We start from the raw sequence: 19,572 nt of genomic DNA, 5'->3' as shown, positions 1-19,572 counted from the left end.
GAACACGCGCGGCGATTCCGCTCAGGCGTCGTCGGCCGCGCCGTTGCGGTTGGCGGCGATCCACGTGTCGATGCGGGCCCACCAGTCGAACAGCCAGTCGACGCGTTCCTGCTTGCCGGCCGGGATCTCCTCCGGCGGCACCGACCAGAACCGCATCACGATCCGCTTGTCCATCGGCAGTTCGCGCCACACGTCGGCGACGGTGAGCATCTGGTCCAGACCGGTGTGCGCCACGAAGATCACTCCGGCGTCCGGCGCGGCGTCCAGCGCGGCGAGCAGCCCGCCGGGCTGCGGGGCGAGCACGTGCCGCATCCGCTCGGCCCGCCGCGCCATCCGCTCCAGCCCGAGCCCGCGGAGCCGGTCGATCGCGCGCAGCCGCCGGGACGGGGTGAAGTTTCCCCCCTCCGGGAAGATCACGAAGGCGTCGTCGTCGTCCAGGCCGGTGGCCAGGTGGCCGATCTGCCGCACCACCGACTCCCGCCCGTCCGGCCCGGCCGCGATGAACCGGTTGGGCAGCCGGTTGAGCAGCACGTCGATCGCCGGATCCCACTGGAGGGTCTCCTTGAGCACGATCCGGGGTTCCCGGTTGAACCAGTTCACCAGCGCGTGGATCAGGATGAACGAGTCACCGGGCCCGGCGTGCCGGCAGACCACCAGCTCGGGGCGGCCCGGCAGGGCGGTGTCCGGGTCGGCGCCGACCACGTCGATGCTCAGCCGCAGCGTCCACCGGGCCTGCCAGAACATGATCCGCAGGAACCAGCCGGCCAGCACGTAGTGGGCCCGCTGGAACGCCGGCGCGCGCTTGTACGCGCCGAAGCCCGAGGCCAGCCACAGCAGGAACAGCGCGAGCAGCGCGGCGGCGTCCCAGACCAGGTAGACGGTGCCGATCCAGAGCAGTCGCAGCGGGCGCAGCCGCCCCGGCACCAGCGGAGACGCGGCGAGCGCCAGCAGTGCCCAGGCCGGCAGCGTGGTCACCACGAAGAAGGCGAGCAGCACCACGCCAGGGGCGAGCACCAGCCGGCGGAGCCAGCGGGGTGGCAGCGGCATTCAGCGCTCCAGCGCGGTGTCCAGGTATCGGCGCGACGCAGTGTACGCGCGACTGATCCGCCGGCCCACCGCCGCCGTGTCCCGGTACGCCCACGGGCTGTCGTCGCGCGGCTCCAGCCCGCCGGTGGGCAGCACGTGCACCTCCACGTCCTCGGGCAGCGCCGCCATCTCCCGCGCGAACCGGTGCCGGCGGGCGATCTCGAACGCCACCTGGGCGATCTCCCAGGGGCGGCGCGGCGGGCTCAGCTCGCGTTCTATCCGGCCCACCTGGAGCACGAAGATCTGCTTCGCGCCGAGCGCCACCGCCTCGCCGACCGGGATCGAGTTGACCACCCCGCCGTCGATGTAGTGCTGGCCGTCGATCTGGGTCGGGGGCAGCAGCCCGGGTACCGAGGCGGAGGCGAGCACCGCCGGCACCAGTGGTCCGCTGTGGAACCAGTGCTCGGCGGCACGCTCGATGTTCGCGGCGCAGCAGCGGAACGGCACCGCCAGGTCGGCGAAGGTGGTCTCCTCGCCCAGCGTGCTCTCCAGCAGGCGGTACAGCGGGCGGGGCGAGTGCAGGTGGGTGCGGGCGGCGAATCGGCGCAACTGCCGGGCGACCGAGTCGCCGTACACCTCGCTGGCCTCGGGCGAGGCCCAGAGCCGGACCAGCCGGTCGGTGACCGCCTCGGTCGGGTCGGCGGCGACCAGGGCGCCGTTGACCGCGCCGATCGACGTACCGAGCACCAGATCGGGTGTGATCCGGGCGCGGAACAGCGCACGCAGCATGCCCACCTCGACCGCGCCGAGCACTCCCCCGCCGCCGAGCACGAACGCCACCGGACCTGCTGCCATGCGTTCATCCTGGCACGCGGCGCACAACCGGCCGGGCGGACGTCCCCGCCGCTCCCGGCGGTGACGGGGAGCCATCGCGGATGTGCGCCGCGCGATTGGCGCCGCGCGGACTGTTGACACGTAAGACACATTCACGGAACCTGATAGCGCTCCCGAGCGCAGGCAGGTGCGAGCTGATGGCGACACTCCAGGCCGGCCGTCTGCTGGCCCGGCGGTACCGGCTCATCGACCGGATCGGTGCCGGTGGCATGTCGGTGATCTGGCGTGCCCGCGACGAGGTGCTCGACCGGGTGGTGGCGGTGAAGGTGCTCGCCCCCTCGCTCGCCGCCGACGCGCGGTTCCGCGACATGGTGCGCGAGGAGGCCCGCTCGGCCGCCCAGCTCGACCATCCGCACGTCACCGCCGTGCACGACTACGGCGAGACGGTGGCCCCGGACGGCTCGATCACCTCGTTCGTGGTGATGGAACTGCTCAGCGGCGAGGAGCTGGAGCACCGGCTCACCCAGGGGCCGCTGCCCTGGCCGGTGGCGGTGGAGACGGGCGCGCAGGTGGCCGAGGCGCTGGCCGCGGCGCACCGGCTCGGCATCGTGCACCGCGACGTCACACCGGCGAACGTCATGATGACCGGCACCGGCGCGAAGGTGCTCGACTTCGGCATCGCCACCCGGATCGGCACGCCGGACGACGACGAGGACGGCGGCACGTTCGGCACCCCGGCGTACGTGGCCCCGGAACGGCTCGACGGGGCGCCCGCCCAGCCGGCCACCGACGTGTACTCGCTCGGCGTGCTGCTGTTCGAGACGCTGACCGGGCAGCCGCCGTACCCGGCGGAGACCTGGGAGCAACTGAGCGCGGCGCTCGCGGACAGTCCGGAGCCCACGCTGGACGACGTACCGGGGCTGCCCCGGCCGGTCGCGGAGATCTGCCTGCGCTGCCTGGCCCGCGACCCGCGTCGCCGGCCCACCGCGCACCGGGTGGCTGCCGTGCTGCGCGACCAGATGCTGCCGGCGGACCCGCAGGCCGCCACCATGCTGGCGCCGACCATGACGCTGCCCGCTCTGACCTCGCCGCCGGCCGGCCCGGAACCGGCCGCCGCAGCCGCGCCGCCGGGGCCGGTCCCGTCCCCGGAGCCCGTCCCCGCCGCGCAGCCGGTTCCGGCAGCCGGGCCGGGCCGGCGCCGCACCCTCACGGTGGCGGCCGTCGGTGTGGCAGTGGTCGCCGCCGCGGCGCTGCTGGCGCCCGCGCTGACGCCGGACCGGCCCGCCGACCCCCGGGTCCTGCCGACCGCCGGGCCGGTGCAGCCGACGCCCGCCGAGCCGCCGGTGACCGAGGCGCCGGCCACCACGTCGCCGGCCGCGCCGACGTCGGTGCCGCCGACCGGCGGTGCCCGGCCGCCGGGCGCCGGTCAGGCCGACGCCGCCGAACGGGTGGACGGGCTGATCGAGGACGGGCTGACGGAGGGCCAGATCCGCGAGGACGTCGGGGTGGACCTGCGCAACCTGCTGCGCAACGCGGTCGCCGCGAGCGGTGAGGGCGAGGTGACCGCCGCCGTGGACCGGCTCCGCGGCAAGATCGACGAGCGTCGCCGCGAGGGCAGCATCAGCCCCGGGTACGCGCGGCGACTCGACGCCGCCGCGGCGGAACTCGTGGCCGGGCAGACCTGACGGCTCACCCGGCGACGGCCGGCGCCACCGCCAGGGGTGCCCGTGCGGGCGCCCGCGCGGCGAGGAAGCCCCGGTAGACCGCCTCGTAGTCGGCGGCCATCCGCTCCACCGAGAAGTTCTCCGCCACGTGCGCCACGCAGTCCGCCGGGTCCAGGTCCGCCGCCGCCCGCAACGCCGCCGGCAGCTCGCCGGGGTGCTCGCAGACGAAACCGGTGATCCCGTTGCGGACCAGTTCCGGCACCGCGCCCCGGCCCAGCGCCACCACCGGGGTGCCGGTCGCCATCGCCTCCACCATCACCATGCCGAACGGCTCCGCCCACTGGATCGGCATGATCAGGCAACGCGCGTCCAGCAGCAGCCGCAACGCCGTCGCCCGGTCCGCGTTCACCACGAGTGTCACGTCGTCGCCGAGCAGCGGCCGGACCACCTGTTCCAGGTAGCGGCGCTCGGCAGGTTCGTTGCTCTTGCCCGCGAGCGTGAGCGGCAACCCGGCCGCGCGGCAGGCCGCGATCGCCACGTCCGGGCCCTTGTCCGGGCTGAACCGGGCCAGCCAGAGCACCGGGCCCGCGCCGGGGCTGCGCTTGCGGGGGATGTCCCGCAGCGGCATCGCGTTGTGAACCGTGCCGGCCCAGGGCAGACCCGGGTTGGCCCGGCGCTGGGTGTGCGAGATCGCGACCAGCCCCACCCCCCGGTCGGTGTTGCCGAGCACCGTGCCGTACTCCCCGACCGGGTTGCCGTGCACGGTGGCCACGGTGGGCACCCGGCGGCGGCCGGCCACCAGCGGGCCGATCGTGGTGTGGTCGTGGATCAGGTCGAAGGCGGCCGGGTCGACCAGGCGGTCCACGTGAGCGAGATGCGCCAGTTCGGGCAGCGACTCGCCCATCCGCTCGTACTGGAGGTCGTCGCAGGTGGAGACGAAGTCGGCGGCGGTGCCGTGCTCGGTCCCGGCGCCGAACAGCGTGACGCGGTGTCCCCTGTCGACGAGCGCGTCGACGAGGCCCGCCACCACTGTCTCCAGACCGCCGTAGCCGGGCGGCGGCACCGACAGCCACGGCGGCACCACCATGGCGATCCGCAGCGGCCCGGCCCGGGCGCGCTCCGGGGACTGCTGGTTCACGGCCACGAGTCCTCCCCGTCGGTCCCCGGCGTACCCCGCTGCGCGCGGGTTCCCGGCCCGGCCCGCGGTAAACGACACCGGTCAGCCGGACACCACGATCCCGACGTGCACCTCCCGTACGCCGGGCAGCGCCCAGGCGGCCCGTTCCGCGTCCTCCCGCTGCCACCAGGCGCTCACCGCGCCGTCGAGCACCACCGTGTCCCCGTCGACCCGGGCGTCGATCCGATCGGTCCCGGTGCGCCGCAGCAGCAGGGCGCGCAGGTCGAGCCGCCTCTGCTCGTCGCTCGGCGGAGCCGGGGGCCGCACCTCGACCAGGTTCGTCACCCCGCGTACGCCCCGCAGCCGGCGCAGTTCCCGCTCGGCGGTACGGCGCTGGAAGCCGAACTCGACCTCGCCCCGGAGCATCACCCAGCCGTCTGCCACCGTCACGTCCAGCCGCTCGGCGGGCACGAAGCTGTCCCACTCCAGCGCCCGGCCGGCCGCGATCGCGATGTCCGCGTCGGTACGCAGGTCCGTGGCGGGCAGGTCGACGGCCAGGTCACTGGCGACCGCTCGGACGCCGCGTACCCGGTAGGCGCAGCGCTCGACGGCCCAGCGCCGGGCGTAGCTGTCCACCTGGCCGGTGAGCGTGACGACGCCCCGCGAGACCGTCACGCCGACCTCGGTGGCGCGGGTCTGCGCGTCCCAGTCCAGTTCGGCGAGGACGTCGCGCTGGATCTCCTGGTCGGTACGCACGGCGGACGTGGTCGTCATGCCCCGAGCCTGCCCACCGTGCGGGTGAGGCGCGCTCACCCGCACCGGGTGAGAAACGAGGAGGGGCGGCGGGTGACGGAGCCAACCCCCTTGGCTCCGTCACCCGCCGCCCAGGAGGGAGGCAGGTCCTCGGGACTACGACGTCTCGGCGAGCGTCACGGTTGCGCTCTCGCTGGATCCGTTTCGCTTGTACTGCACCTCGACCCGGTCACCGACCTTGCCGGCCTGCACGGCGCCGACCAGGTCGTTCGAATCGTTGATCACCTTGTCGCCGAACTTGGTGATCACGTCGCCGCGCTGCAGCCCGGCCTTCTCGGCGGGGCTGCCGGGCGTGACGGCGGCGACGAGCGCTCCGCCGTCCTCGGCGCCGTTCACGCTCACCCCGAGCGAGGGGTGGCTGATCTTCTCGCCGCGCTGGAGCTTCTCGGCCACGTCCTTGGCCTTGTTGCTCGGGATGGCGAAGCCCACGCCGATGTTCCCGGTGCTGCCCTGTCCGGCGGTGGCGATGGCGGTGTTGATGCCGATGACCTCACCCCGGGTGTTCACCAGCGCGCCGCCGGAGTTGCCCGGGTTGATCGGGGCGTCGGTCTGCAGCAGGCCGGAGATCGAGCTCGCGCCCTGCTGCGGGTTCTGCTGCTGGCCGCCGCCCGCCTGGATGGTGCGGTCGCGGGCGCTGAGGATGCCGGCGGTGACCGAGCCCTGGAGGCCGAGCGGGCTGCCCAGGGCGAGCACCTGGTCACCGACCTGCATGGCGTCGCTGTCGCCGAACTTGGCCGCCTTCAGGTCGCTGACGCCGCTGGCCTGGACCACCGCCAGGTCGGTCTTCGGGTCGGTGCCGACGACCTTCGCGGAGGCGCTCTTGCCGTTGGCGAAGACCACGCGGACGGTGTCGCCGCCGCCGGCGACCACGTGGTTGTTGGTGAGCACGAACCCGTCGGCGCTGAGGATCACCCCGGAGCCCTCACCGCTGCCCGTCATGATCGTGACGATGCTGTCCTGGACGGAGGCCGCGATCTTGGGCAGGTCGGCGCTGTTGATCACCGGAGCGGCCGAGTAGGTGCGGGTGGGCCCGTCCCCGTTGAGCCCGAGAGCGAGGGCGCCACCCGCCACGCCGGAGCCGAACATCAGCGCCAGTGCCAGCGCGCCCGCGCCGACGATCTTCCCGGCCCGGCTGGGCCGCGGCGGCTGCTGCTGGCCCCACTGCGGCATCGGCTGCCCGGGCTGGTACGACTGGTAGCCCTGCTGCGTCTGGTACGGCTGCGCCTGGTACGACGGGACCGGCCCGCCGTGCTGGGTGGACGGGTAGCCCGAGGTGGGCTGCTGGTTCCAGCCGCCCTGCTGGTGCTGCTGCCCGTACCAGGGGTGGGGCTGCCCCGAGGCCGGATACGGCGGCGCGGACGGCGTCGCCGGCTGCGGCGGGTACGGCCCGGCGGGCGTGCTGGTTCCGGCGGCCGGGGAGTCGGCCGGAACCGACGCCGCGGCCGGGTTGCTGGAGGAGTCCGACGTCCCGCTCTCGACGCGGGGCAGCTCGGCGGTGTGGTGCGACGGCTCGGCGTCGGCGGGGGCCGGCGACCGCTGCGGATCGGTCTCGTGGTCGGTCATGTCACCAGCTTTCCCCGTAGCACTGTCACCAGCCTGGAATCCGCCTGGAAGTTTTCTGAATGTCACTCGCCCGGCTCGGGCGCCTCCGGCAGCAGCGGCAGCTTCACCCGGAACGTCGCCCCGCCGCCCGGCGTCTCCGCCACCTCGACGGTGCCGTGGTGCGCGGCGACGAGCGCCGCCACGATGGCCAGGCCGAGGCCGGTGCTGATCGGTCCGCCGGCCCGGCGGGTACGCGCGGCGTCCACCCGGTAGAACCGCTCGAAGACCCGCTCGGCCTGCTCCGGGGTGAGGCCGGGACCGGTGTCCGCCACCTCCACCACGGCGAGGTTGCCCGCCTCCGCCCGCAGCCGCAGCGTCACCGACGCGTCCGGCGGGGTGTGGGTGAGCGCGTTCGTCATCAGGTTGCCGATCACCTGGCGCAGGCGCGCGTCGTCGCCGAGCACCACCAGCGGGCCGGCGCCCGGGTCCCGCTCCAGCTCGATCCGCCGGTCCGGGGCGACCACCCGGGCCGCCTCCACCGCGTCCGAGGCCAGCACCGGCAGCTCGACCGGGGCCAGCGCGATCGGCCGCTCCCGGTCCATCCGCGCCAGCAGCAGCAGGTCCTCCACCAGCAGACCCATCCGGGACGCCTCGTCCTCGATGCGGCGCAGCAGGTCGGCGGTCTGCTCCGGCGCCCGCGCCGCGCCCTGCCGGTACAGCTCGGCGAAGCCCCGGATGGTGGTCAGCGGCGTGCGCAGCTCGTGCGAGGCGTCGGCGATGAACTGCCGCATCCGCTCCTCGGACCGGCGGGCCCGCGCCTCCGACGCCTGCGCGTACGCGGCGGCGTCCCGCGCGCCCATCTCGGCGCTGCGCGCCGCCGCCTCGGAGGCGGCCCGCGCGGTGAACGCGGCCTCGATCTGGGCCAGCATCGCGTTGAGCGCCCGGGACAGGCGGCCCAGCTCGGAGGTCGGGCACGACCGCCCCTCCTCCGGGTCGGGCACCCGCCGGGTCAGGTCGCCGCCGGCGATGGCGGCCGCCGTACGCTCTATCTCCACCAGCGGCTTCAGGCTGGTACGCACGATCCCGGCGCCGACGGACGCCAGCGAGATCAGCACCGCGCCACCGACCAGGAGGTCTATCCACACCAGCCGGCCGACCGCGGAGTCGATGCCGGTGAGGTGCTGCCCGAACGCGATGATCCGCCCGTCGGGCAGGGCGGTGTAGAGCATCCGCCACCGGCTGCGGCCGTCCTCGGAGCGCACGGTGAACGGGTCGCCCACCCGCTCCTGGTAGCCCGCGTAGTCGGCGGGGAACCGGGGCAGTTCCTCGTCGCGCAGGCCCTCGTAGCGCCTCGGCTCATCGGGCAACTCGCCGGGCGCCACGGTGGACGCCACGTAGTCCGACGGAATGGTGATCTTGATCGGGCCGCCGCCGGCCCTGTCGAGCGTGTTGGCCACCGTGTACGCGCCGCCGCGGAGCTGGTCGTCCGCCTGCCCGATCAGGTAGTTCCGCAGCAGGAACGCCGTCAGACCGCTGATCACCACCAGCGCCACAGCCACGAGCGCGAGGACCGCGGCGACGAGCTTCAGCCGGAGCGGGACGCTACGCAGCCTGCCCTTCGCGTCGTGGACGACGTTCACGCCGCCGGCTTGCGGAGCACGTATCCCACTCCCCGGAGCGTGTGGATCAGCCGGGGCTGGGTGTTGTCGACCTTGCGCCGCAGGTACGAGATGTAGGACTCGACGATGTTGTCGTCACCCCGGAAGTCGTAGTTCCAGACGTGGTCGAGGATCTGCGCCTTGCTGAGCACCCGGTTGGCGTTGAGCATCAGGTAGCGCAGCAGCTTGAACTCGGTCGGCGACAGCTGTACGCGCTGGCCGGCCCGGTGCACCTCGTGGGTCTCCTCGTCCAGTTCCAGGTCGGCGAAGGTGAGCCGGGAGGGAGTCTGGTCGCCGGTCGCGGTACGCCGCAGCACGGCCCGGATCCGGGCGGTCAGCTCCTCCAGGCTGAACGGCTTGGTGACGTAGTCGTCGCCGCCCAGGGTGAGCCCACGGATCTTGTCGTCGGTGGCGTCCCGCGCGGTCAGGAAGACCACCGGGGTACGCGTACCGCCCTCGCGCAGCATCCGGATGACCTCGAAGCCGTCCAGGTCGGGCAGCATCACGTCGAGCACCACCAGGTCGGGCCGGTGGTCCTTGGCGGCGTTCAGCGCGGCACTGCCGCTGGTCGCGGTGGCCACGTCGAAGCCCGCGAAGCGCAGGCTCGCGGAGAGCAGTTCGAGGATGTTGGGGTCGTCCTCGACGACGAGAAGCCGAGCCTCGGTCTGGGTAGCCGCCATGTCACCCATCATCCGCGCTCCGGCTGCGGCCGCGCTGGGTGCTCCCTGGAAACAACCTGTGAGATCAGCGGAGCAGTCGCCGCAGGCCCTCCAGCGCGCCGTCGAGCAGCCGGATCGCGGTACGGAGCTGGTTGTCGCTCAGCCGCCGGGCCCGGACCAGCGCCCCGACCTCGACCGTGAACGCGGCCAGCCGCTTGTCGAAGTCGGCGAGCAGCGGCGAGTCGTCCGGGCGGGCCGGGCCCTCGCCGCTCGCCGGGCGGGCGGTGGACGCCGTCCAGCCGCCCTGCCGGGTCTGGCGGGCCACCTCGCGCAGCTCCCGCTTCAGGTCGCGCACCGATCCGCGTACCTCGGTGCGGATCTCCCCGGCCAGCGCGGAGAGGTCCTCGACGGCGGCGCCGATGTCGCTCTCCAGCGTCGACAGCTCGTCGGCGCGCTGCCGCAGTTCGGCGCGGCCCGCCTCGGTGATCTCGTAGACCTTGCGTCCGCCCGCTGCGGTGTGCGTGACCAGCCCTTCCGCCTCCAGCCGTTGCAGGCGCGGGTAGATGGTGCCGGCGCTTGGTGCGTACAGGCCGAGGAAGCGCTCCTCCAGCAGACGGATCAGCTCGTAGCCGTGCTTCGGACCGTCGTCGAGCAGCTTCAGCAGGTAGAGCCGGAGCCGGCCGTGGCTGAACACCGCGGTCACGGCACGTCCTCCACATGGTCGACGGGCGCGACCGGGCGGGCGAGCAGCGCGATGCTGCCGGAGGTCGCGGAGGCCCAGAGCCTACCCGCACCCCCGCCGAGCACACCGTGGCTGTCCTTGATCGAGCCGATCCCGCGTCCACCGCTGTCCACCTGCGGGAAGCCGCTGGTGATCTTGCCGGAGGTGGTGTGCAGGTGCACGGTGAGGTCGCTGTCCTCACGGACCCGCACGGTGATGCTGCCGGAGATGGCGCTGAGCCGGATCTCGCTGCCGCGCGGGTTGTCCAGGTCGCAGGTGATCGAGCCGGAGACGGCGTGGGCGCGGACCCGCTCGGGCGCGCTGTCGGCCAGGATCAGCTCACCGGAGACCGTCTCCAGGTCCAGGTCGCCGCCGATGCCGAGCGCCTCGACCGGCCCGGAGATGACCTTCGCGCTCGTACGCCCCCGCAGCCCGCGCAACGTCACCTGGCCGGAGGTGACGTCGACCCGGGTCTCCCGGCGCAGCCCGGACGCGACGAGCGCGCCGCTGACCACCGACAGGGTGGCCAGCACGTCCGGCGGAACGGCGACGGACACCTCGGCCCGGATCCGGTTGCCGAACCAGGAGAAGATGCCGAGCAGGCCGGGCTTGCGCTTGTGTCGGATCGTCAGCCGCCCGTCGCGCACCTCGACGAGGAGCGGCCGGCTGCTGATCCGGGTCACGTCGACCCGGGCCGGTCCGTCGGCGCCGACCACGTTCAGCCGGCCGCTGATCAGCTCGGCGTCGAGCCGGGTGATCGGCTCGTCCACGGTGATCCGCTGCGGGCTCTCGACCGTCCAGTTGGCCATGACACGCTCCCCTCGTCGGCGTGCCGACCCACGGCACACCCGGTGTTGCGAGGAGCATAACGCGATACATCGCGACTGAACAAGACACTATCGCGACTATGTCGCGTCCCCGACGAGCCGCGCGACCGGGTGGACGGCGGCCTCGGCGATCCGGGCCAGCGCGCGGCGATCAGCGCCCTCGGCCGGGTGCAGCGCCGCCCCCAACGTCACCGACACGGTCAGGCCCCGGGCGGCGAGCACCCGGCGTACCGACGCCACGAGCGTCTCCGCACCGAGGAAGGCGGGCAGGGTGCTCGGATCACCCGCGTACCGGTAGCCGATGCGCAACGGCACCACCGGAGCGCCCGCCGCCAAGGCGGCCTCGAACATCGCCGGGCGGAAGCCGCGGCTCGGGCGGCAGTCCGAAGCGGCGCCGCACCAGGTCGTACCCTCCGGGAACACCGCCACCGACCGCCCGGACCGCAGCGCGCCGGCCACCCGCGCGACGGTGGCCGGCAGGTCACGCGGCCGGGACCGGTCCACGAAGACGGTGCCCGCCGCGGCGGCCAGCGCGCCGACCAGCGGCCAGCTCCGGACCTCGCGCTTCGCCACCATCCGGACCGGCGACACGGCGAGCACCGCCAGGACGTCCAGCCAGGAGACGTGGTTGGCGACCAGCAGCGCACGCCCGCGCGGCACCCGGCCGCGGACCAGCAGCCGGACCCCGAGGGTACGCAGCGTCCACCGCGCCCAGCCCCGCAACGCGGCCCGGCCCCGGGCGGCGGACAGCAGCGGCAGCAGCACGGTCAGGCCCGCCCCGGCCAGCAGCATGCCGAGTACGCCGAGCAGCCGTCCCGCCCGGCGCAGCCGCGACACGTCCGGGGCGGCGAGCGGCGGAAGGCAGTCCGGCCCGCAGCCGGAGGTGGGCCGCCACAGGCCCTCCCCGGCACCCGGACCGGCCACCCACGGCTCGGCGGCGGCGGTCACGACCCGGCCTCGCCGAGGAAGTGCCGCAGGTAGCGCGGGTTCATCCGGTCCAGCGAGAACAACACGTAGAAGTCGGCGCAGCCGAAGTCCGCGTCGTACCCGGGCTCGCCGGCCACCCAGGCGCCCAGCCGCAGGTAGCCGCGCAGCAGCGGCGGCACGAGCGCCCGCCGTTGCGCCGGCTTGAGCGCGGCGAGGTCGGCGGCCGGCGCCTCGGCGAACCAGGGCCGGCGCGGGGTGACCCGCAGCAGCGGCGGGGCGAGGTGCCGGGCGGTGACCTCGGCCCACACCTGCGCGGCGGCGGTCCCGCCGTCGGCGACCGGCACCGAGGCGCAGCCGCCGAGCCAGCGGGCGCCGCGCAGGTGCAGGTAGCGGCAGATCCCGGCCCACATCAGGTTGATCACCGCGCCGGTGCGGTGATCGGGGTGGACGCAGGAGCGGCCCGCCTCGACCAGGTGGTCGCGGAGCGGGGCCAGCGGGCTCAGGTCGAACTCGGCGTCGGCGTACCGGCGGTCGGTGCGGCCGGGCGGCAGCAGCCGGTACGTGCCGACGACCTCGCCGGTGCCCTCGCGCAGCACCACCAAGTGGTCGCAGTACGCGTCGAACCCGTCGGTGTCGAGCCCGGTGGCGGCGGTCGGCAGGGTGGCGCCGAGTTCGCCGGCGAACACCTCGTGGCGCAGGCGTTGCGCGGCCGCGACCAGTGTCGGGTCGTCGGCGATCAGCAGGGTGTAACCGCTGGTCGTGAGCGGTGCGCCAGCGGCGTGCAGAACGGCCATGACTCCTGTGTAGGTGCCCCGGGTTGCCGCCGGACGGGATGAGGGGTGTCGATCCGGTGAACGCCGGTCGGCGGCGGCGTGCGAACCGGGACGGCCGGGACGGGACCGGCGTGTGCGAGGCTGCCGGGCGGACCGCCGCGACGGCGCCGGCGGAGGGAACCCGGAGGTGCACATGCTGGTCGAGGCCCGCTTCCAGGGGCCGGACGGCTCCGGCAACGGCGGCTGGAGCGCCGGCATCTTCGCCGCGCTGATCGACGACCGGGGGCCGGTGGAGGTCACCCTGCGCCGGCCGCCGCCGCTGGACACGCCGCTGACCGCCGCCGACGGCGAGGTACGCGACCCGGACGGTCACCTGATCGCCCAGGTGCGCCGGATCGAGCCGGTCGACGCGGTGGTGCCGCCGGTGGACCCGGCGACGGCGGAGCAGGCCGCGCGGGCGTACCCCGGTCTGGTCGACCACCCGTTCCCCCGCTGCTACGTCTGCGGCCCGGCGAACCCGGACGGGCTGCGGATCTTCCCCGGCCGGCTGCCGGACGGGCGGACCGCCGCGCCGTTCCGCGCGCCGGCCGAGGTGGTGCCCGCGACGGTGTGGGCGGCGCTGGACTGCCCGGGCGGCTGGGCGGTGCTCGCGCCCGGCCGGCCGTACGTGCTGGGGCGGATCGCCGCGCAGGTCACGGCGCTGCCACGGCCCGGCGACGAGTGCGTGGTGACCGGCGTCGCGGTCGGTTCCGAGGGACGCCGGGCCGAGGTGCACACCAGCCTGTACGGTGCGGACGGCGCGCTCCTCGGCCGTGCCCGGGCGACCTGGGTGGCGCTGCCGGCCCGGTGATCTCCTCCCTGAGGAGGACGGCGCGTACGCGTCCCGCCTGATTGACCCCCTTGCGCCGGGTTGGAAGGCTGTTGCCGGGTGCCCCCGCAACGGCGCCCCACCGGCGCGCGACGAGCCCGCCGGGGCAGGAGAGGAGAATGATGTCCGACGGGCAGCCACGCCCCAGTGCCGGGACCGGCCAGATCATCGTGTCCGGCCTGACCAAGCAATACAAGAACGTCCGCGCGGTGGACAACCTGTCGTTCACCGTCGAGCCGGGCCGGGTCACCGGCTTCCTCGGCCCGAACGGCGCCGGTAAGACGACCACGCTGCGCATGCTGCTCAACCTGGTGACGCCGAGCGCCGGCACGGCCACCATCGGTGGCAGCCGGTACGCCGACCTGCCCGACCCGCTGCGTACGGTCGGCGCGGTGCTGGAGGCGTCCAGCGCGCACAAGGGCCGCACCGGCATCAACCACCTGCGGGTGATCTGCGCTGCGGCGGGCCTGCCGAAGGAGCGCGCCGACGAGGCGCTGGCGCTGGTCGGGCTCACGCCCGCCGCCAAGCGCAAGTTCAAGGGCTACTCGCTCGGCATGAAGCAGCGGCTCGGCATCGCCGCAGCGATGCTCGGCAACCCGCAGGTGCTGATCCTGGACGAGCCGGCGAACGGCCTGGACCCGGAGGGCATCCGCTGGATGCGCGGCTTCCTCAAGGGGCTCGCCGCCGAGGGACGGACGGTGCTGGTCTCCAGCCACCTGCTCTCCGAGATGCAGCTGCTCGCCGACGACGTGGTGATCATCGCGGCCGGCAAGCTGGTCCGGCAGGGCCCGGTCGACCAGGTGATGGCGTCGATGACGCACGACGTGCGGGTGCGGGTGCGCACCCCGCAGGCCGACGAGCTGGTCGCGGCGCTGCGCGAGCAGTCGGCAACCGTCGACACCGACCCGCACGGCGCGCTGCTGGTGACCGGCGTGGACGCGCCGACCGTGGGCCGGGTCGCGCTGGCCGCCAAGGTGGAGCTGCACGAGCTGACCACCGAGCGCCCCGACCTCGAAGGGGTCTTCCTGGAGCTGACGGCCGGAAAGGCGGAGATCCGATGACGCTGGTCCGATCCGAACTGCTCAAGATCCGTACCACCAGCACCTGGTGGATCTTCGGGCTGATCAGCCTGGCGCTGTGGGCGCTCACGCTGTTCTTCAACTGGTTGCAGACCGAGGCGCTGGCCGGCGGGGACTTCGGCGAGGTACCGGCCGAGCAGTCCGACCAGTTGCAGGCCATCTCGGCCGCCGACAACCTGGCGGCCAACCTCTACACCAACGGCCAGTTCTTCGGCCTGCTCATCGTGCTGCTGCTCGGCATCGTGGTGGTGACCAGCGAGTTCTTCCACCAGACGGTGACCACCACGTTCCTCACCGCACCGCACCGCACCGCGGTGATGCTGGCCAAGCTGGCCGCGGCCGGCGTGCTGGCGCTGCTGTTCTGGCTCGTCACCACTGTGCTGAACCTGATCATCTCGCCGCTGATCCTCAACTCGGTGGACGTCGGCTCGCAGCTCGGCAGCGGGGCGATCTGGCGGGCGATCGCGCTCAACGGCCTGGCCTACCTGCTCTGGTCGGTGCTCGGCGTCGGGCTCGGCGTGCTGATCCGCAGCCAGATCGGCGCCACCGTGACCGGCATCCTGTTCTACCTGGGTGGCGCGATCGGTGCGGCGATCGTGCTGAGCCTGCTCGCCTCGCGGTACGGCGACTGGATCAACAAGCTCCAGCTGCTGGTCCCGTCCCTGGCCTCCGGGCTCATGGTGGGCGGCGACACCGACATCCCGGGCAACCCGCCGCAGTGGGCGGGCGCGCTGGTGCTGATCGGGTACGCGGTGGTGGCCGGCGCGATCGGCGTGGCCACGATCCGCAAGCGCGACATCTCCTGACCTCGCGGTCAGGCCGGGCCCCGGCCGGTGACACCCGTCACCGGCCGGGGCCTTCGCCGTCTAGCAGGAGTCGGCGGATCACGCAGCGTTTGCCGAACTTCTGGCATCTTCTGTGAAACGGACCACCAGCCGGAGGCGAGAATGCCTGCGCGCAGCGCACGGCGTAGCCTTGGCATCGGTTTACCCAGCGTCGGCAACCGGGGGTCACCGGGGGCCACCGTGACATTCACAACCGCGTGAAAGAGGCGATTAGCGGCCGTGTCGACCCAGCAGACTTCGCAGGAGAACCCACTGGCGGGTTTCGGCCCGAACGAGTGGATCGTCGAGGAGATGTACCAGCGTTACCTCGCCGACCCCTCGAGCGTCGATTCGGCCTGGCACGACTTCTTCGCCGACTACCGGCCGGCCCCGGGCGCCGCCACGCCGCGCCCGGACGGGCAGGCCAAGCCGGCCGCGAAGCCGGAGCCGGCCGAGCAGCAGGAAGCAGTGGCCACCGTCAAGGAGCAGCCCGCCAAGGCGGAGCCGAAGGCCGCCCCCAAGGCCGAGCCGAAGGCGTCCGCCCCGGCCAAGCCCGCAGCGAAGCCGGCGGCGAAGGCGCCTGAGCCGGCGAAGAAGTCCGCCCCGGCCAAGCCGGCCGCCAAGGCGCCGACCGCGAGCGCCGCGGGCACCACGCCGCTTCGCGGCGTCGCCGCCAAGATCGTGCAGAACATGGACGCGTCGCTGTCGGTCCCGACCGCCACCAGCGTGCGCGCCGTCCCGGCCAAGCTGCTCGTCGACAACCGCATCGTGATCAACAACCACCTGACCCGTGGTCGCGGTGGCAAGGTCAGCTTCACCCACCTGATCGGGTACGCGCTGGTCCGCGCGGTCGTCGAGCACCCGGAGATGAACAACTCCTTCGCCGAGGTCGACGGCAAGCCGGCGATGGTCCGCCCGGAGCACGTCAACCTGGGCATCGCGATCGACCTGGTCAAGCCGGACGGCTCGCGCAACCTGGTGGTGCCGTCCATCAAGGGCTGCGAGCAGATGGACTTCCGGCAGTTCTGGCAGGCGTACGAGGACGTGGTCCGGCGCGCCCGCCGCAACGAGCTGACCATGGACGACTACTCCGGCACCACGATCTCGCTGACCAACCCGGGCGGCATCGGCACGGTGCACTCGATCCCGCGTCTGATGCAGGGGCAGAGCGCCATCATCGGCGTCGGTGCGATGGAATACCCGGCCCCCTACCAGGGCATGAGCGAGGCCACCCTGGCCGAGAACGCGGTCAGCAAGGTCATCACGCTGACCAGCACGTACGACCACCGGATCATCCAGGGCGCGCAGTCCGGCGAGTTCCTGAAGGTGATGCACGAGCTGCTGCTCGGCGAGCGTGGCTTCTACGACGACATCTTCACCTCGCTGCGGATCCCGTACGAGCCGGTGCGCTGGATGCGCGACGTGGCCGTCGACAGCGAAGGCCAGATCAACAAGACCGCTCGGGTGCACGAGCTGATCCACGCGTACCGGGTGCGCGGCCACCTGATGGCCGACACCGACCCGCTGGAGTTCAAGATCCGCAAGCACCCGGACCTGGACGTCCTCCAGCACGGGCTCACGCTCTGGGACCTCGACCGCGTCTTCCCGGTCAACGGCTTCGCCGGCCAGCAGCGGATGAAGCTGCGCTCGATCCTCGGCGTGCTGCGCGACTCGTACTGCCGCCGGGTCGGCATCGAGTACATGCACATCCAGGACCCGGAGGAGCGCCGCTGGATCCAGGAGCGGGTCGAGCGCAAGTACGAGAAGCCCAGCTCCGACGAGCAGAAGCACGTGCTGAACCGGCTCAACGCCGCCGAGGCGTTCGAGACGTTCCTGCAGACCAAGTACGTCGGCCAGAAGCGCTTCTCGCTGGAGGGCGGCGAGTCGCTGATCCCGCTGCTCGGCGAGGTGCTGGAGTGCTCCGCCGAGGCCGGTCTGGACGAGGTCGTCATCGGCATGGCGCACCGCGGCCGGCTCAACGTGCTGGCGAACATCGTCGGCAAGCCGTACGAGAAGATCTTCTCCGAGTTCGAGGGACACCTCGACCCGCGGTCCACGCAGGGCTCGGGCGACGTGAAGTACCACCTCGGCCAGAACGGCAAGTTCACCACCCCGGACGGCGAGCACGCGGTCAAGGTGTCGGTGGTGGCGAACCCGTCGCACCTGGAGGCCGTCGACCCGGTGCTGGAGGGCATAGTCCGGGCCAAGCAGGACCGGATCGACCTCAAGCTGGAGGGCTACACCGTGCTGCCGCTGGCCGTGCACGGTGACGCTGCCTTCGCCGGCCAGGGCGTGGTCGCCGAGACGCTCAACCTCTCCCAGCTGCGCGGCTACCGCACCGGCGGCACCGTGCACGTGGTCGTCAACAACCAGGTCGGCTTCACCACCGCCCCGGAGTACAGCCGGTCCAGCCTCTACAGCACCGACGTGGCCCGGATGATCCAGGCGCCGATCTTTCACGTGAACGGCGACGACCCGGAGGCAGTGGTCCGGGTGGCCCGGCTCGCGTTCGAGTACCGGCAGGCGTTCAACAAGGACGTCGTGATCGACATGGTCTGCTACCGCCGGCGCGGGCACAACGAGGGTGACGACCCGTCGATGTCCAACCCGGAGATGTACAAGATCATCGACTCGAAGCGGTCGGTCCGGAAGCTCTACACCGAGGAGCTGATCGGGCGCGGCGACATCACCGTGGAGGACGCGGAGGAGCTGCTGCGCGACTACCAGGGGCAGCTGGAGCGGGTCTTCAAGGCCACCCGGGACGCCGCCACCACGCCGCGTCAGCTCAGCCGCCCGGCGCGCGAGGACGAGCCGGAGCCGCAGGTCGACACCGCCACCGACGCCGCAGTGGTCAAGGCGATCGGCGAGGCGCACGTCAACCTGCCCGAGGGCTTCACCCCGCACAAGCGGATCCAGCAGCTGCTGGAGCGGCGCCGCAAGATGTCCGTCGAGGGGGCCATCGACTGGGGCTTCGCCGAGATCATCGCGTTCGGCACGCTGCTGCACGACGGCGTCACCGTCCGGCTCGCCGGGCAGGACTCGCGCCGCGGCACGTTCGTCCAGCGGCACGCCTCGGTGGTCGACGCCAAGACCGGCGAGGACTACCTGCCGCTGATGTCGCTCACCGCCGACGGCGAGCGGTCGCGCTTCTTCGTCCACGACTCGCTGCTCTCCGAGTACGCGGCCATGGGCTTCGAGTACGGCTACTCGGTGGAGAACATCAACGCGCTGGTCGCCTGGGAGGCCCAGTTCGGTGACTTCGTCAACGGCGCCCAGTCGGTGATCGACGAGTTCATCTCCTCCGGCGAGGTGAAGTGGGGCCAGCGCTCCGCGGTGACCCTGCTGCTGCCGCACGGCCACGAGGGCCAGGGCCCGGACCACACCTCCGGCCGCCCGGAGCGGTTCCTGCAGCTCTGCGCCGAGGACAACATGCGGGTGGCCATCCCGACCACCCCGGCGAACTACTTCCACCTGCTGCGCCGCCAGGCCCTGTCGCCCAAGCGCAAGCCGCTGGTGGTGTTCACGCCGAAGTCGCTGCTGCGGCACAAGCTCTGCGTGTCGCCGGTGGAGGACTTCACCACCGGCACGTTCCAGCCGGTGCTGGCCGACACCGCGGCTCCGGCGCCGGAGCAGGTCAAGCGCGTGCTGCTCTGCTCGGGCAAGGTCTACTACGACCTGTTCCAGGCCCGGCAGGAGCGGGGCGTCACGGACACCGCGATCATCCGGATGGAGCAGCTCTACCCGCTGCCCGTCGAGGAGGTCCGGGCCGCGCTCGCGCAGTACCCGAACGCCGAGGACTTCGCCTGGGTCCAGGAGGAGCCGGCCAACCAGGGCGCCTGGTCGTTCGTCGCGCTGAACCTGCTGGAGCACCTGCCCGAGGTCCGGCTGCGCCGCATCTCCCGGCCGGCCGCCGCCGCGCCGGCGGTGGGTTCGGCGAAGATGCACGAGGTCGAGCAGAACGCGCTGATCGAGGCGGCTCTCCCCCGCCCGTGACACCACCGGCAGCGGCCCGTCCCGACTCCGGGGCGGGCCGCTGCCGTACGACGACGAGAGGAACACCGTGTACTTCACCGACCGTGGCATCGAGGAGCTGGTCGAGCGCCGGGGCGACGAGCAGGTCAGCCTGGAGTGGCTGGGCGAGCGGCTGCGTGACTTCGTCGACCTGAACCCGGAGTTCGAGACCCCGATCGAGCGGTTCGCCACCTGGCTGGCCCGCCTCGACGACCCGGACGACGACTGA

The 19,572-nt window shown here is 73.1% G+C and carries 17 protein-coding genes; 6 read left to right on the top strand and 11 right to left on the bottom strand.

Annotation, left to right across the window (positions count from 1 at the left end; translation table 11 throughout):
- Positions 1 to 21 precede the first annotated feature (21 nt).
- Positions 22 to 1,047: a 1-acyl-sn-glycerol-3-phosphate acyltransferase gene (locus O7607_RS17400; RefSeq protein ID WP_269704254.1), complete on the bottom strand. Its 1,026-nt coding sequence runs from the start codon at positions 1,045 to 1,047 to the stop codon at positions 22 to 24.
- Positions 1,048 to 1,881, bottom strand: a complete 834-nt coding sequence (locus O7607_RS17395) for a patatin-like phospholipase family protein (protein WP_269704252.1) — start codon at positions 1,879 to 1,881, stop codon at positions 1,048 to 1,050.
- Between the two features lie 176 nt (positions 1,882 to 2,057).
- Between O7607_RS17395 and O7607_RS17390 the strand changes: the two genes are divergently transcribed.
- On the top strand, positions 2,058 to 3,545 hold the full coding sequence (locus O7607_RS17390) for a serine/threonine-protein kinase (RefSeq protein ID WP_269704250.1): 1,488 nt from the start codon (positions 2,058 to 2,060) through the stop codon (positions 3,543 to 3,545).
- Between the two features lie 4 nt (positions 3,546 to 3,549).
- Here O7607_RS17390 and O7607_RS17385 read toward each other — a convergent pair whose 3' ends face one another.
- The 9 genes from O7607_RS17385 to O7607_RS17345 form a co-directional block, all read right to left on the bottom strand.
- The gene (locus tag O7607_RS17385; RefSeq protein WP_442929529.1) at positions 3,550 to 4,662 is read right to left on the bottom strand and encodes a glycosyltransferase family 4 protein; all 1,113 of its coding nucleotides are present in this window, start codon (positions 4,660 to 4,662) and stop codon (positions 3,550 to 3,552) included.
- 81 nt (positions 4,663 to 4,743) lie between these two features.
- Positions 4,744 to 5,415 carry a BON domain-containing protein gene (locus tag O7607_RS17380; protein WP_269704248.1) on the bottom strand — a complete coding sequence of 224 codons (672 nt, stop codon included), beginning with the start codon at positions 5,413 to 5,415 and terminating at the stop codon, positions 4,744 to 4,746.
- Positions 5,416 to 5,550: 135 nt separating this feature from the next.
- The gene (locus O7607_RS17375) at positions 5,551 to 7,017 is read right to left on the bottom strand and encodes a trypsin-like peptidase domain-containing protein (protein WP_269704247.1); all 1,467 of its coding nucleotides are present in this window, start codon (positions 7,015 to 7,017) and stop codon (positions 5,551 to 5,553) included.
- Between the two features lie 62 nt (positions 7,018 to 7,079).
- A complete protein-coding gene (locus O7607_RS17370) occupies positions 7,080 to 8,636 on the bottom strand; it encodes a sensor histidine kinase (protein WP_269704244.1) in 1,557 nt (518 codons plus the stop codon).
- On the bottom strand, positions 8,633 to 9,334 hold the full coding sequence (locus O7607_RS17365; protein ID WP_043328553.1) for a response regulator transcription factor: 702 nt from the start codon (positions 9,332 to 9,334) through the stop codon (positions 8,633 to 8,635). The genes O7607_RS17370 and O7607_RS17365 overlap by 4 nt, the downstream gene beginning before the upstream one ends.
- A gap of 64 nt (positions 9,335 to 9,398) precedes the next feature.
- The gene (locus O7607_RS17360) at positions 9,399 to 10,016 is read right to left on the bottom strand and encodes a PadR family transcriptional regulator (protein ID WP_269704241.1); all 618 of its coding nucleotides are present in this window, start codon (positions 10,014 to 10,016) and stop codon (positions 9,399 to 9,401) included.
- Positions 10,013 to 10,843 carry a DUF4097 family beta strand repeat-containing protein gene (locus O7607_RS17355; protein WP_269704239.1) on the bottom strand — a complete coding sequence of 277 codons (831 nt, stop codon included), beginning with the start codon at positions 10,841 to 10,843 and terminating at the stop codon, positions 10,013 to 10,015. The genes O7607_RS17360 and O7607_RS17355 overlap by 4 nt, the downstream gene beginning before the upstream one ends.
- A 96-nt stretch (positions 10,844 to 10,939) precedes the next feature.
- Entirely contained in the window at positions 10,940 to 11,809 is an 870-nt protein-coding gene (locus O7607_RS17350) for a lysophospholipid acyltransferase family protein (RefSeq protein ID WP_269704237.1), read from the bottom strand.
- Positions 11,806 to 12,582 carry a GNAT family N-acetyltransferase gene (locus O7607_RS17345; protein WP_269697601.1) on the bottom strand — a complete coding sequence of 259 codons (777 nt, stop codon included), beginning with the start codon at positions 12,580 to 12,582 and terminating at the stop codon, positions 11,806 to 11,808. Before O7607_RS17345 ends, O7607_RS17350 begins: the two co-directional genes overlap by 4 nt.
- 172 nt (positions 12,583 to 12,754) lie before the next feature.
- Here O7607_RS17345 and O7607_RS17340 point away from each other — a divergent pair, with 172 nt between their 5' ends.
- From O7607_RS17340 to O7607_RS17320, 5 genes are all read left to right on the top strand, one after another.
- Positions 12,755 to 13,411 carry a hypothetical protein gene (locus O7607_RS17340; RefSeq protein ID WP_269698157.1) on the top strand — a complete coding sequence of 219 codons (657 nt, stop codon included), beginning with the start codon at positions 12,755 to 12,757 and terminating at the stop codon, positions 13,409 to 13,411.
- Between the two features lie 137 nt (positions 13,412 to 13,548).
- Positions 13,549 to 14,490 carry an ABC transporter ATP-binding protein gene (locus tag O7607_RS17335; RefSeq protein ID WP_370584921.1) on the top strand — a complete coding sequence of 314 codons (942 nt, stop codon included), beginning with the start codon at positions 13,549 to 13,551 and terminating at the stop codon, positions 14,488 to 14,490.
- On the top strand, positions 14,487 to 15,314 hold the full coding sequence (locus O7607_RS17330) for an ABC transporter permease (RefSeq protein ID WP_194800520.1): 828 nt from the start codon (positions 14,487 to 14,489) through the stop codon (positions 15,312 to 15,314). The genes O7607_RS17335 and O7607_RS17330 overlap by 4 nt, the downstream gene beginning before the upstream one ends.
- 258 nt (positions 15,315 to 15,572) lie before the next feature.
- Positions 15,573 to 19,325, top strand: a complete 3,753-nt coding sequence (locus O7607_RS17325) for a multifunctional oxoglutarate decarboxylase/oxoglutarate dehydrogenase thiamine pyrophosphate-binding subunit/dihydrolipoyllysine-residue succinyltransferase subunit (protein ID WP_269704235.1) — start codon at positions 15,573 to 15,575, stop codon at positions 19,323 to 19,325.
- 67 nt (positions 19,326 to 19,392) lie between these two features.
- Positions 19,393 to 19,572, top strand: coding sequence for a DUF6104 family protein (locus O7607_RS17320; protein ID WP_030503218.1), 180 nt, complete (start codon positions 19,393 to 19,395; stop codon positions 19,570 to 19,572).

The sequence above is a fragment of the Micromonospora sp. WMMA1949 genome, assembly GCF_027460145.1.
Lineage (GTDB): Bacteria > Actinomycetota > Actinomycetes > Mycobacteriales > Micromonosporaceae > Micromonospora.
Note: the sequence above shows the minus strand (reverse complement) of the source record. Positions and strands in the feature narration are given on the sequence as shown.